The sequence below is a fragment of the Pseudomonas sp. RL_15y_Pfl2_60 genome (assembly GCF_963970595.1).
Taxonomy (GTDB): Bacteria; Pseudomonadota; Gammaproteobacteria; order Pseudomonadales; family Pseudomonadaceae; genus Aquipseudomonas.
This window is the reverse complement of the sequence record NZ_CAXAOE010000007.1, coordinates 189054-202179: the sequence shown is the minus strand read 5'-3', so window position 1 is coordinate 202179 and position 13126 is coordinate 189054. Positions and strand designations below refer to the sequence as shown.

Here is a 13126-nt window from a genome sequence, read left to right as displayed (position 1 = left end):
TGTATGTAATTAGCATTCTCGCCTTTAGTTTGCGCGCTGCGTTGTCTCGGAGACACCTATGGTTTTTGCACGTTCTTTCCCGGTCGCCCTGGGGTTCCTGGCTTTTTGCACTTTGAGCGCACAGCTTCGTGCTGAAGATGCGCCTCCTGCACCTGAGGTTTCAGTCGAAACAGTCAAGGTTGCACCTCTACCGCTAGAGCTGGAATACCCTGCTCGTACTGCAGGCTTTCGTGAAATTGAAGTGCGTGCACAAGTCAGCGGTATTCTGCAGGAGCGTACCTACCTGGAAGGTAGCAGCGTCAAGCAAGGTCAGTTGATGTTCCGCATTGACCCGCGTATCTACCAGGCTGCGCTGGCTCAGGCCAAAGGTGCATTGGCTCAGGAACAGGCACGCTATCGTCAAACCGAGCGTGACCTTAGACGTATCCGTGAGTTGCAGAAAAAGGGCTACGCCAGCGAGAGCGAACTGGATAACGCTGTCTCTAACTTCGAGCAAAGCAAAGCCAATATCCAGGCCGCCAAGGCCGAAGTACAGGCCAAGCAGATTGACCTGGACTACACCACGGTTACCGCGCCGATCTCGGGTATCACCAGCAAAGAGACCGTGTCTGAAGGCAGCTTGATGGTTGCCGGTGACCCGAATGCGAGCCTGCTGACCAAGATTACCCAGCTGGATCCGATCTACGTCAACTTTGCTGCGCCTGACAGTGATGTCGAGAGCATGCGCAACGGTTTGGCTGATGGCTCATTAGTACTTGATGGCGAGGCCGTGCGCGTGGGCATCACCTACGGCGATGGCTCGACTTATCCGCTAGAAGGCAAGGTCAACTTTACCGATAGCTTGATCGATCGCAGCACCGGTACCGTAAGCACCCGTGCCGTGGTGCCAAACCCGAAACAAACCCTGTTGCCGGGGCAGTTCGTTCGCGTGCAGATCAAAGGCATTTCCATTCCGGATGCATTGACCGTGGCTGAGCGTGCTGTTGCGCAAGGGCCAAAAGGCACCTTTGTCTATGTGGTCGACGACCAAGGCGTCGCCCGTGTTCGTCAGGTCACCACGGGCCGTACTTCGAAAGGTCGCTGGGTGATTAGGTCTGGTGTCAGCGCGGGTGACAAGGTCATTGTTGAAGGCCTGACCAAGGTTCGCCCGGATACGCCTGTCAAGGTCGCGTCGGACGTTGCCACCGCCGATAAGAAATCGTAAGGGGTATCTAGGTGATTTCTCGCTTCTTTATTGAACGACCGGTCTTCTCGACGGTTATTTCGGTGGTGATTGTGCTCGCTGGCCTTATGGCCATGCGCTCGTTGCCAATTGCTCAATACCCACAAATTCTCCCGCCGCAGGTGTCGGTGACCGCAACCTATTCGGGGGCGAGTGCGCAGGTCATTGCGGAGACAGTCGCCGCGCCGCTTGAGCAAGAGATCAACGGTGTCGAGGGGATGATTTACCAGCAGTCAAACTCCGGTGGCAACACCATGAGTTTGTCGGTCTACTTTCAGGTGGGCAGCGATCCCGATCAAGCAACCATCGACGTCAACAACCGGGTACAGGCTGCACTGGCCAAGTTGCCTGAAGAGGTTCGCCGCCAGGGCGTGAAGGTGGAGAAGAAGTCTTCGGACATTCTTCAGGTCGTGACCTTGTTTTCACCGGATGACTCGCGTGATCCGGTGTTTATCAGTAACTACGCGCTGATCAACGTGATCGATGAGTTGAAGCGCTTGCCGGGCGTGGGCGATGTGACCCAGTTCGGCTCCAAAGACTACTCGATGCGTATCTGGCTGCGGCCGGACAAGTTGGCCCAGTTCAACCTGACGCCGACCGATGTAGTCAATGCGATTCGTGAGCAAAACTCGCAGTTCGCTGCCGGTAGCTTTGGCCAGCAGCCGCTGAACAAAGAGCAGGATTTCACCTATACCGTTACCACCCAAGGGCGCTTTTCCAAGCCCGAGGAGTTCGAGAACGTTATCCTGCGCTCCGATGCCACAGGTGCAAGCCTGCGCTTGAAGGATGTGGCGCGGGTTGAGTTGGGGGCTCAGGATTACTCCCTGATGACCTCAATGAATGGCCAGCAGAACGCCGCCTTTGGTGTGTACCTGCAGCCGGGTGCGAATGCGCTGGATACCGCCGAGGCGGTTCAGTCGACCATGGAACGTGTGTCGAAAAACTTCCCGGACGGCATGGCGTATAAGATTCCGTACGACACCACCAAATTCGTAAAGGTATCGATCGAAGAGGTAATCCACACCTTTTTCGAAGCCTTGGTACTGGTTATTCTGGTGGTGTTCCTCTTCCTGCAAAACTGGCGTGCAACCCTGATTCCAGTTCTGGCAATTCCGGTCTCTCTGATCGGTACTTTTGCCGGTATGTATGCCTTGGGCTTTTCAATCAACCTGCTGACATTGTTCGGTTTGGTACTGGCAATCGGTATCGTGGTGGACGATGCGATTGTGGTGCTTGAGAACGTCGAGCGGGTCATGGCCACCGACAAGATTGGTCCGAAAGAAGCCACCATCAAAGCCATGGAGGAGGTGACGGGGCCAATCGTGGCCATCGTTCTGGTGCTCTGTGCGGTGTTCGTACCGGTTGGCTTCCTTGGAGGCCTGGCCGGGGAGATGTATAAACAGTTTGCCGTGACTATTGCCGTGTCGGTGGTGATCTCGGGTATTGTCGCCCTGACCTTGAGCCCGGCGCTTTGCGCCTTGTTACTCAAGCCAGGCCATCAGGAGCCTGCTGCACCGTTCCGTTGGTTTAACCGTGGCTTTGACAAGTTCACCAATGGCTATACCGCGGGTGTGCGTTTCTTCCTCAAGCGTTCGGCTATTGGCTTGCTGCTGTTTGGCGGCATGATCGTGTTGATGGTGTTGTTGTTCGGCCGGGTACCGAGTTCGTTGGTGCCGGATGAAGACCAGGGTTATGTGATCAACGCCTACTTCTTGCCGCCAGCAGCATCGCTGACCCGTACCGAGAAGCTTACGGGCGATGTGACCCAGCAACTGATGAAGCATCCAGCGGTTGAGGATGTGGTGACCTTTGCTGGTTTCGACATCCTGACCTTCGGCACCCGCAGCAACGCCGGTGTGTCCTTTGTCCCATTGAAAGACTGGAGCGAACGTACCACTCCGGAGCTTGATGCGCGCAACCTGACCCATGAGTTCATGGGCATGGGCGCCTCGCAGAAGGACGGTGTGGTATTGACCTTCAACCCGCCACCGATTACCGGTATGAGCACCACCGGTGGTTTCGAAGGCTACATTCAAGACCGTAGCGGCGGCACCACTGAGCAATTGTCGGCCAAGGTTAAGGAGTTTCTTGCCGCAGCGAGCAAACGCCCGGAATTGGCTGGCCTGCAAACCACGTTTAACGCTGATGTTCCGCAGTACTACATCGACCTGGATCGAACCAAGGCGCGTTCGCTTGGGGTAGCCGTCAGCGATGTGTTCACGGCGATGCAGTCGACCTTCGGCAGCTACTACGTCAACGACTTCAGCCTTTATGGGCGTACTTGGCAGGTCAGCCTGCAGTCTGAGCCTGAGTTCCGCCGTAAGCCGTCGGACTTGTCCCAGGTCTATGTGCGTTCAGCGTCCGGAGACCTGGTGTCATTGGCGTCGCTGGTTAAGGTCGAGCGTATCCTTGGCCCTGATACCTACGCACGCTTCAACGTATACCCATCGGCGAAGATTCTCGGTGGGCCTGCCCCTGGCTATAGCTCGGGCCAGTCGTTGCAAGCTATTCAGGAAGTGGCCAACGAGGTGCTCGGTAGCGACTACAGCATCGGTTGGACCGGTTCGGCATTCCAGGAGCTGGCAACTCAAGGCTCGGGCAGCTTGGCGTTTGTCTTCGGCCTGATCATGGTGTTCCTGATCCTGGCGGCTCAATATGAACGCTGGACATTGCCGCTCGCGGTTGTCACCGCTGTACCTTTTGCGGTATTCGGTGCGATTCTCGCAGTTTGGCTACGCGGCATCGAGAACGATGTGTACTTCCAAGTCGGCCTGATCACCCTGATTGGCCTGGCTGCGAAGAACGCGATTCTGATTGTCGAGTTTGCGGTGATGCTGCGCCGGGATGGCATGGGCATCTTCGAGGCTGCATTGGAGGCAGCGCGCTTGCGCTTCCGGCCAATCGTGATGACTTCGTTGGCCTTTATCCTCGGTGTTGTACCGTTGGCCATCAGCAGCGGTGCGGGTTCTGCTAGCCGACACTCGATTGGTACCGGGGTAATCGGTGGCATGTTGGCGGCAACGCTGCTGGCGACCTTCCTGATTCCAATGTTCTTTATGCTGGTTGAATCGCTTGGCGAGAAACTCAGCAAAAAAGGAAAAAAGGATCAGCCGGTGCATAGCGACTCGGTGTAAGTCTGCGCTAGTCCAACGCCGCCACTCGCAAGAGTGGCGGCGTTGTTGTTTGTACAGTTAACGCGTGATTAGGATGCCTGGGGCTTTAGATGAAATTATCCACCTTACTGATTCTCGGTGCCCTGAGTGCTTTCGGGCCGTTGGCAATTGACTTTTATTTGCCTAGTTTCCCGAGCATTGCCAGCGCGTTTGCAACCGATGTCGAACATGTACAGCAATCGCTTGCGGTGTACTTCCTTGGCTTGGCAATTGGCCAACTGGTCTACGGGCCATTGGCGGATCGTTTTGGCCGACGCAAGCCATTGTTGATCGGCGTGAGCCTGTTTTCGCTGGGCTCGCTGGCATGTGCGTTGGCACCCAGCCTTGAGTGGTTGATTGCCGCGCGTTTCGTGCAAGCCCTGGGCGGCTGCGCGGGTATGGTGATTTCGCGCGCTGTGGTGCGTGACTTGTGCGACCCGATCACATCGGCAAAAGTGTTCTCGCAACTGATGCTGGTGATGGGCTTGGCGCCGATCCTGGCGCCGGTGCTTGGCGGGATGTTGCTGGGCAGTTTTGGCTGGCAATCGATTTTCGTCTGCCTGACTATTTTCAGCGTGCTCTGCACCCTCGCGGTTTGGCGCGGGCTGCCGGAAACCTTGGACAGCACAGTTCCTGGCGCGCCATTGTCGGGAGCGCTTGGGGCTTATTTGCGCCTGTTTTCCGACTGGCCATTTATTGGTCATGCATTGACGGGTGGTTTGGCTGTGGCTGGCATGTTTGCCTATATCGCCGGTTCACCTTTTGTATTCATCGAACTTTATGGTGTGCCAGCCGAGCATTATGGCTGGGTTTTCGGCAGTAATGCGGCTGGTTTTATCCTGATGGCGCAAGTCAATGCATGGTTGGTCGCCAAGCATGGACCAAGCTTTTGCTTGCGCCGGGTGGTCTGGTTTTATCTGGCCTGCGGCTCGGCGCTGTTGATCATCGCCCTAAACCAGCCGGCGCATTTGTGGCCGTTGCTGATTCCATTGTTTGGCTGCATCGCCAGCTTGGGTGTTTTGCTGCCCAATGCCTCCGCCTGCGCGATGGCTGGCCAAGGCCGTCATGCAGGTAGCGCTTCTGCGTTGCTGGGCAGCTTGCAGTTCTCTATTGCAGCCAGTGCCGCAGCGCTAGTGAGCTATTTGCATAATGGCACTGCATGGCCAATGGCCTTGGTGATTTTCGGCTGCGCCTTGTTAGCGGCATTGTGCTCGCGCTTTACCGTTTGGGCCGAACACCGCGCGGGATACCCTGCGATTTAGCTAGATCTCGCTGAAATGGCTATTTCAGCGAGATCCTATTTGTCTGACGCGTCTGTTTGCTGGGGCCGCTCATCGCTGGGCAGCTCGTGTGGCGCTTGCAGGCGTGCTTGCAAGGTGGAGACAAAATTACGCGCCTCGGTTTCATTGTTGAAGGTGACTTTATGACCGTCAAAAGTGACTTGCCAGCGCGAATCCTGACGTTTGCTGAGTTGGCTGATCCTGATATCCATTTGGTTCGCCTCCTGCGGTTGGTCATGCCAGTTTAGACCCGGGATATGAAATTTCACTGACACACATCAATTTCGCGATTGGCGGTTAGAACCGATAATCTGAAATATTTTTTGCCGCGTGACTGCGAAGCAGTCAAATTCGACAAAGGCCTTAGCCGGCAGCTAAAAGCCGCCGGCTTGAGCGCTAGAAGCCTTCCAGAACGATTTTGCCCTTGGCCTTGCCCGATTCCAGCAGTGCGTGTGCACGGCGCAGGTTTTCAGCATTGATCACGCCGTAGTGTTCGCCAAGCGTTGTCTTTATCTCAGCAGTATCAACCAGCTCTGAGACTTTATTGAGCAGGCGACCCTGTTCGATCATATCGGCCGTACCGAACAGCGAGCGGGTGAACATCAGCTCCCAATGCAGCGAAAGGCTCTTGCGCTTGAGTTGCATGATATCCAGCGGCTCGACCGGGTCATCAATCAATGCCAGGCGGCCTTGTGGCGCGAGCGCTTCCACCAACTGGGCAAAGTGCTGGTCAGTCTGGGTCAGGCTGGCGACATGGCTGACATTTTCAAGGCCGATACGCTGCAATTCTTGATGCAAGGGTTGGCTATGGTCTAGCACATGATGGGCGCCAAGCTCGCGCACCCAAGCCTGGGTTTCAGGGCGCGAGGCGGTGGCGATTACGGTCAAGCCTGTCAGCTTGCGGGCCAGCTGGATCAACATCGAACCCACGCCGCCAGCGCCGCCCACAATCAGCAGGCTTTGGCCTTGATCAATGTTGCCCTGGACAATTTGCAGGCGGTCAAACAATAACTCCCAGGCGGTGATGGTTGTCAGAGGCATGGCAGCGGCCTCAGCAAAAGACAGGCTTTTGGGTTTATGACCGACGATCCGTTCATCAACCAGGTGCAACTCGCTGTTGGCACCCGCACGGTTGATGGCTCCGGCGTAAAACACATGATCGCCGGGTTTGAACAGGCTGACATCCGCACCGACCGCCTTGACCACGCCCGCAGCGTCCCAGCCGAGTACCTTGGCTTCAGCATTTTCCGGGGCGACGTTCCGGCGGATCTTGGTGTCCACAGGGTTTACCGAAATCGCCTTGACCTCAACCAGCAAATCACGCGGGCCCGGAGTCGGGGCTGCAAGTTCGACATCCACCAGCGACTGTTGATTGTCAGCCGGCAGGGATTGGTAGTAAGCAACTGCTTTCATCGTTAGCTCCTTAGGCAATCTGGGTTAATAACTTGAGTTCAACGCCTTGCAGCAGTGCGCCACAGCTCGTCGAGAAGTGTTGGTAGTGCGCGGTTTGCTTGTGTTCTGCAAGGGCGGCTGCGTCGCGCCACTGCTCGATCATGACAAATACGTTGGGCGCATCTTGTTGCTGGTGCAGGTCGTATTGAATGCAGGCGACTTCTTCACGGCTGGCAGCCACCAATGTACGCAAATGGGCTTCCACAGTGGCCTGATGCTGGGGAAGTGCGGTGATCGTAGCGACTAAAGCCAATGGTGTACTCATGATTGAAGCCTCAAATGCCGGAGCGATGTCGCCATGTTGAATTAATTGATCCTTTAGAAAAAGCCGGAGAAACTAGAGTCTATTTCAATATAATTTTGATAATAGGCCGTCCAGATGCTTCGTTTTGACGATTTGCAATTGTTTGTGCGCACCGCTGAAACAGGCAGTTTGTCAGCCGCCGCCCGCTTGCTTGAGATCTCTCCGGCGGTTGCCAGCGCCGCATTAAAGCGCCTGGAGCTGCAGCTTGATGCGCGTTTGTTCGCGCGTTCGACCCGTAGCTTGCGCTTGACCGCGCAAGGCCAGGCTTTCCTTAGCCACGCGCATCAGGCATTGCAGAGTATTGAAGCAGGCCGTCTGCAGCTGGCGGGCAACAAGGTAGGGATCAGTGGCTTGATGCAGCTGTGTGCGCCTTCGGATTTTGGCCGCAACACCTTGCTTCCCTGGCTTGATGAGTTTCAGCAAGCCCATCCGCAACTCCATCTGCGTCTGTTGCTGGGTGATCGGGTTACTGATTTCTTCCGCGAGCCTGTGGACATCGCCTTGCGCTATGGCGCGCCAGAGGATTCAAGCCTTGTGGCGTTGCCAGTTGCGCCAGCCAATCGTCGGGTGCTTTGTGCCTCGCCGACCTACATTGCGCGCCACGGAGAGCCACAAAATCTGGAGCAGTTGGCTGCCCACAACTGCCTGCTGTACATGCTTGGCGGTCGTATACATGACCGATGGCAGTTCAGCATCGGCAAGCGCCAACAGAGCATTACCGTGCAAGGTGACCGTCAAAGTGATGATGCCGATGTGGTGCGGCGCTGGGCGGTCGCAGGGCAGGGTTTGGTCTACAAGTCGTGGCTGGACGTTGCTGCCGATGTTCAGGCGGGGCGCCTGCGCGTGCTTATGAGTGACTACCTTGGCGAGTTGACGCCACTTAACCTGATCTGCGCCCACCGCTCGCAGTTAAGTAAACCGGTGCATGTGCTGCGCGACTTTGTTCAGGCGCGCTGTAGCGCATTACTGGCTAAAGCGCCATGGGCCGATTAATATTGCACTGCGCTGTAACAGTCGCAGATGCTCCATACGCTTAGTTTTAGAGTTGCCCAGCATGAAAATAACCCGAGCAGATCGTTCGCTGATTGCCTGGATACTGTACGCCAGTGTCCTGTTCAGCGCGTTCGCCTGCAGTATCAGTCATGGGCAGATGACAGCGTTGCAGCTGAGTGGCATCGACGGCGCTTATTGTTCCGCTCAGGGCAATAGTGGCGGTGCCCTGGATATTAGCGATTCCGACACTGCGTTGTTCAATCCGGCGACGGGCTTTGGCTGTTCAATGTGCTCGACATTCGTCGGCATCGCCCTTGCCGCATTCTTTGGTGTACTTGGTCTATTCCTGAGCCCACAACGCAGACTGATTTCACCTGCGCCATTATCAAGGCGGCCAGTCCGCTACCTCTGGCCCTCAGCCAATCCCCGCGCCTCTCCCTTCACCGCATAGGTTCTCTATTGTCTGCCTGCGGCAGCAACCATAAGAATTGCTTGGCACTTGCCAGCGTTGTGCGCTGGGCAAGTGCATTGGGATTGGGGAAAACTGATGCGTGATATACAGATTTCAGAGCAGCCGGCAACGGCTGGCTCATCGAGGCCGTCGTTCTATAACTTGGCCTGGCGTTGGCACTTTTACGCGGGATTGCTGGTCATCCCGTTCATGATCATGCTGTCGGTTACCGGAATTATCTACCTGTTCAAACCGCAGCTGGATTCGCTGATGTACGACGATCTGTTGCAGGTGCCAGTCGCTGAGCAGCGCATCAGTGCTGATCAGCAAATGGCGATGGTCAAGCAGGCGTATCCGCAGGCCAGCATTAACAAGTACTTGCCACCAGTAGATAAGCAGGGCAGTGCTCAGTTTGTCGTGGCAACGCCCGAGGCCACGCTCAATGTATTTGTGAACCCCTATAACGGTGACATTCTCGGCGTGCAGGATGCCGAGAAGAACTTGCAGGCAATCGCGCGCAAGATCCACGGCGAGTTGATGATTGGCACCGTTGGCGATCGGTTGGTGGAGTTGGCCGCCGGTTGGGGGATTGTTCTGGTTATCTCGGGGTTGTACCTATGGTGGCCACGGGGTTCCAGTAAAACGGCGCTGTTTTGGCCGCGCTTGGCCAGTCGTGGACGGCTGTTCTGGCGTGATCTGCATGCTGTTGTCGGTTTCTGGGGCTCGTTGCTGTTGCTCTTCATGTTGTTGACCGGCATGACGTGGACCGGCTTTTGGGGCGCCAAGTTTGCCGGTGCCTGGAATCACTTTCCGGCTGCCATGTGGGATAACGTGCCGCAATCGACCAAACTGGCCGGTAGCCTCAACACCAGCTCCAGCCAAACGGTGCCTTGGGCGGCGGAAGTCACGCCGTTGCCTGAGTCCGACCCCCATGCCGCGCATAAGGGCATGGCGCAGATGCATGCCAACTCCAGCAGCGCACAGGTCAGTTTGCAGCAGGTGGTTGATAGCGCTGATGCGCTCGGTGTTCATCCCGGTTATAGCGTGACCCTGCCTGCGGGCGAGCGCGGGGTTTATAGCGTTAGTGTGTTTGCCGACGATCCGCGTAACGATGCCACGCTGCATATCGATCAATACAGCGGCAAGGTGCTCGCTGATATCCGCTGGAGTGATTACGGACTGGTCGCCAGAACCGTGGAAACTGGCGTTATGTTGCATGAGGGCAAGATGTTTGGCCTAGCCAACCAACTGCTAATGCTGGGGGTGTGCCTTATGATTTTGCTCAGCAGCATCAGTGGTTTGGTACTGTGGTGGAAACGTCGCCCACAAGGCCGCCTTGGTGTACCGCCAGTTCGCCATGATCTACCGCTCTGGCGTGGGGCTGTTGTGATCATGTTGCTGATAGGCTGTTTGTTCCCCTTGGTTGGCGCTTCACTATTGCTGGTCGCACCCTTGGACTGGCTGTATTCACGTCAGCGTTCAAGCGCTCAGCTGCAAGCCAGTTGAACCCGAGCATTTAAACAGGCGGGTTCGCCCGCCTTACTCAATGTCACTGGAGGTTTTCAATGCTAAATAAAATACTGTTGATCGCAGCGCTGATGAGCCCTGCCTTTTTAGCCAATGCCCATGAGTTCGACCTTGGCGACCTGCACATTGAGCATCCGTGGTCACGCGAGATGCCGCCCGTTGCGCCCACCGCGGCGGCTTATTTTGTTGTGGATAACAAGGGCAAGGAGGCTGATCGTCTCATTGCCGTCCACACTCCGGTTGCTGGCAAGGCCGAGATACATGAGCACGTACATGCTGGCGATGTGATGAAAATGCAGCAGGTGCAAGGCGTGGACATTCCTGCTGGCGGCCAGGCCAGGTTCGAGCCCATGGGTTACCACGTCATGCTGTTCAACCTGGAGCAGCAGATGAAGGCCGGTGAGCACTTCCCAATGACCTTGACCTTTGAAAAGGCCGGCGATGTCGAGGTGCAAGTCAATGTGCAGAAGGACGCACCCGCCGCAGGCGAAGCGCACAAACACTAGTCGCAGGGCGCGAGGGTGTGGCAACGCGAAGCTTGTCCATCGCGACTCGGCCAGCAATCGAGTTTCGTGTATTAAATGGCGGACAGAAAAGCGTTGTCCGCCCTACGGAGTAAGCATCGTCCGTAGGGTGTGACAACGCGAAGCTTGTCCACCTCAGCCGTTTTAAGCCAAACGTGCGTCAAGGCTGTTTTGCGCGAGGCGCTTGGCTTGGTCCTGGCTCATGCCGAGGCTGGCATGCAGGGCCGCGAAGTTCTCGGTGACATAACCGCCGAAATAGGCAGGGTCGTCGGAGTTGACTGTGACCTTGACGCCGCGCTCAAGCATTTCAAGGATGTTGTGCTGGCGCATGTCGTCAAACACGCAGAGCTTGGTGTTGGACAGCGGGCAAACGGTCAGTGGAATCTGCTCGTCAATGATGCGCTGCATCAGGCGCTCGTCTTCAATCGCCCGGACGCCGTGATCAATACGTTCGATTTTCAGCAAGTCCAGCGCTTCCCAGATGTACTCCGGCGGGCCTTCTTCACCTGCGTGGGCCACGGTCAGATAGCCTTCGCTACGCGCCTTGTCGAACACCCGTTGAAACTTGCTCGGAGGGTGACCCATTTCTGAACTGTCGAGGCCGACGGCGATAAAGGCATCGCGAAAGGGGGCTGCTTGCTCGAGGGTTTTGAAGGCCTCTTCCTCGGATAAATGGCGCAAAAAGCTGAGAATCAAACCATGGCTGATACCCAAGTGCTTTTTACCGTCATCCAACGCCTGCTTGATGCCGCTAAGCACTACCTCAAATGGAATGCCGCGATCGGTATGGGTTTGTGGGTCAAAGAAGGGTTCGGTGTGAACCACGTTCTGCGCCTTGCAGCGCTCCAGGTAAGCCCAGGTCAGGTCGTAGAAATCCTGCTCGGTGCGCAATACGTCGGCACCGCGATAATACAGGTCGAGAAATTCCTGCAGATTGTTAAACGCGTACGCAGCACGCAGCGCTTCAACGTCATGCCAGGGCAACGCGATCTTATTGCGCTCAGCCAGCGCAAACAGCAACTCAGGCTCAAGCGAACCTTCAAGGTGCAGGTGAAGTTCGGCTTTGGGCAGGGCGTTGAGCCAATCGTACATGGTCAGTTCTCGTCAGCTATTTGAGTCAGGCCCTAGTTTAACCACTGAGTCAGGAATCGGCGAGGGCCGTGTCTTGGTCCACGCCGTTCATCTCGCGGGTTAGTGTTCAGCCCTCGGCTGGTTCGGTGCGGCGGTAGGCGTAAGTATCGGCGAAGCGGGAAAGCAGATATTCGGCACTGGTGGTGACCGCGTACTTGGCCGGGTTGTTGGCGTCAGAGCAGCCGGGCAGGCAACTGATTTCGGTGTCGGGGTGCGGTTCGGCGAAGAAGGGCATCGAATAGCGATCCACGCCCAGCGGGCTGATAACCCGGTGCGGTGTCGACTTGTAACGGTCGTTGCTCCAGCGCGCCATCATGTCGCCGATATTGACCACAAAGCTGCCTTCGATGGGCGGCGCATCAATCCACTCGCCGTTGACATTCTGCACCTGCAAGCCGCCTGCATTGTCTTGGTAGAGCAGGGTGACGCAGCCGTAATCGGTGTGCGCGCCAGCACCTTGCTGATCTACGCTGCTGGCTGTGTGGCGTGGTGGATAATGGATCATGCGGAACACGCTGATCGGCTCTTCGAAGCGCGAATCGAAAAAGTCGCGTTCAACCCCCAAGGCGATAGTCATGCTGCGCAGCAAGGTTTTGGCCAGCTCGTGCATGTCGTCGTAGTGCTGCTCCAGTAGCTCGCTCCAGCCGCTTATTTGCGGGTGGCGATTGGGGCCGCGCAGGGGCTTGCCGGCAAGTACATCGGGGTGATCCGCGGCCATGTTGAAACCCATGTCGAAGGTTTCTTTCAGGTCACTGGGCTTGCTCGGGTCGAGTTGCTCGGTGGCAATAGCGCCGTAGCCCCGATGAAGCTGGGTCTGGGTGATATCAATCTTGAGCTTTTCAGCATCGGGCAGGGCGAAGAAGCCTTTTGCTGCATCAGCCAGTTGGGTCATGCGTTGAGCGCTGATCGGGTGGCCGGTGATATAGAAAAAGCCCCATTCGCGGCAGGCTTGGTCGATCAGCCTGGCAACCTGCTGCCAGGCGTTTTCATCAGTGCTGTAGAGCGGGGCGATATCGATCAGAGGCAGTTGATTTGGATTCATGATCATCTCTGAGAATAAACTGCCGGCGTTGCAGGCCGGCAGTTTCAA

General features: G+C 56.5%; 12 protein-coding genes. 7 read left to right on the top strand and 5 right to left on the bottom strand.

Annotated elements, in window-relative coordinates; all coding sequences use genetic code 11:
• Positions 1 to 58 precede the first annotated feature (58 nt).
• From AACY26_RS19195 to AACY26_RS19185, 3 genes are all read left to right on the top strand, one after another.
• Positions 59 to 1204, top strand: a complete 1146-nt coding sequence (locus AACY26_RS19195; RefSeq protein ID WP_339516391.1) for an efflux RND transporter periplasmic adaptor subunit — start codon at positions 59 to 61, stop codon at positions 1202 to 1204.
• Positions 1205 to 1215: 11 nt separating this feature from the next.
• Entirely contained in the window at positions 1216 to 4356 is a 3141-nt protein-coding gene (locus AACY26_RS19190) for an efflux RND transporter permease subunit (RefSeq protein ID WP_339516389.1), read from the top strand.
• Positions 4357 to 4445: 89 nt separating this feature from the next.
• Positions 4446 to 5636: a multidrug effflux MFS transporter gene (locus tag AACY26_RS19185; protein WP_339516386.1), complete on the top strand. Its 1191-nt coding sequence runs from the start codon at positions 4446 to 4448 to the stop codon at positions 5634 to 5636.
• Between the two features lie 35 nt (positions 5637 to 5671).
• Here AACY26_RS19185 and AACY26_RS19180 read toward each other — a convergent pair whose 3' ends face one another.
• From AACY26_RS19180 to AACY26_RS19170, 3 genes are all read right to left on the bottom strand, one after another.
• A complete protein-coding gene (locus AACY26_RS19180) occupies positions 5672 to 5866 on the bottom strand; it encodes a hypothetical protein (protein ID WP_339516384.1) in 195 nt (64 codons plus the stop codon).
• A gap of 184 nt (positions 5867 to 6050) precedes the next feature.
• Entirely contained in the window at positions 6051 to 7067 is a 1017-nt protein-coding gene (locus AACY26_RS19175) for a zinc-binding alcohol dehydrogenase family protein (RefSeq protein ID WP_339516382.1), read from the bottom strand.
• Between the two features lie 10 nt (positions 7068 to 7077).
• Positions 7078 to 7371 carry a putative quinol monooxygenase gene (locus AACY26_RS19170; RefSeq protein ID WP_339516380.1) on the bottom strand — a complete coding sequence of 98 codons (294 nt, stop codon included), beginning with the start codon at positions 7369 to 7371 and terminating at the stop codon, positions 7078 to 7080.
• 114 nt (positions 7372 to 7485) lie between these two features.
• On the opposite strand from AACY26_RS19170, the gene AACY26_RS19165 reads away from it, so the two are divergent.
• The 4 genes from AACY26_RS19165 to AACY26_RS19150 all read left to right on the top strand — a co-directional run bounded on the left by AACY26_RS19165 (position 7486) and on the right by AACY26_RS19150 (position 10887).
• Positions 7486 to 8403 carry a LysR family transcriptional regulator gene (locus tag AACY26_RS19165; RefSeq protein WP_339516379.1) on the top strand — a complete coding sequence of 306 codons (918 nt, stop codon included), beginning with the start codon at positions 7486 to 7488 and terminating at the stop codon, positions 8401 to 8403.
• A gap of 61 nt (positions 8404 to 8464) precedes the next feature.
• On the top strand, positions 8465 to 8854 hold the full coding sequence (locus AACY26_RS19160; RefSeq protein ID WP_339516378.1) for a DUF2946 domain-containing protein: 390 nt from the start codon (positions 8465 to 8467) through the stop codon (positions 8852 to 8854).
• Positions 8855 to 8950: 96 nt separating this feature from the next.
• A complete protein-coding gene (locus AACY26_RS19155) occupies positions 8951 to 10360 on the top strand; it encodes a PepSY-associated TM helix domain-containing protein (RefSeq protein WP_339516377.1) in 1410 nt (469 codons plus the stop codon).
• A 59-nt stretch (positions 10361 to 10419) separates the two neighbouring features.
• The gene (locus AACY26_RS19150; RefSeq protein WP_339516376.1) at positions 10420 to 10887 is read left to right on the top strand and encodes a copper chaperone PCu(A)C; all 468 of its coding nucleotides are present in this window, start codon (positions 10420 to 10422) and stop codon (positions 10885 to 10887) included.
• Between the two features lie 162 nt (positions 10888 to 11049).
• On the opposite strand, the gene AACY26_RS19145 is transcribed toward AACY26_RS19150, so the two are convergent.
• Together AACY26_RS19145 and AACY26_RS19140 are read right to left on the bottom strand one after the other, a co-directional pair.
• The gene (locus tag AACY26_RS19145; protein ID WP_339516375.1) at positions 11050 to 11997 is read right to left on the bottom strand and encodes an adenosine deaminase; all 948 of its coding nucleotides are present in this window, start codon (positions 11995 to 11997) and stop codon (positions 11050 to 11052) included.
• 106 nt (positions 11998 to 12103) lie between these two features.
• Positions 12104 to 13078 carry a 2-oxoglutarate and iron-dependent oxygenase domain-containing protein gene (locus AACY26_RS19140; RefSeq protein WP_339516374.1) on the bottom strand — a complete coding sequence of 325 codons (975 nt, stop codon included), beginning with the start codon at positions 13076 to 13078 and terminating at the stop codon, positions 12104 to 12106.
• Positions 13079 to 13126 lie beyond the last annotated feature (48 nt).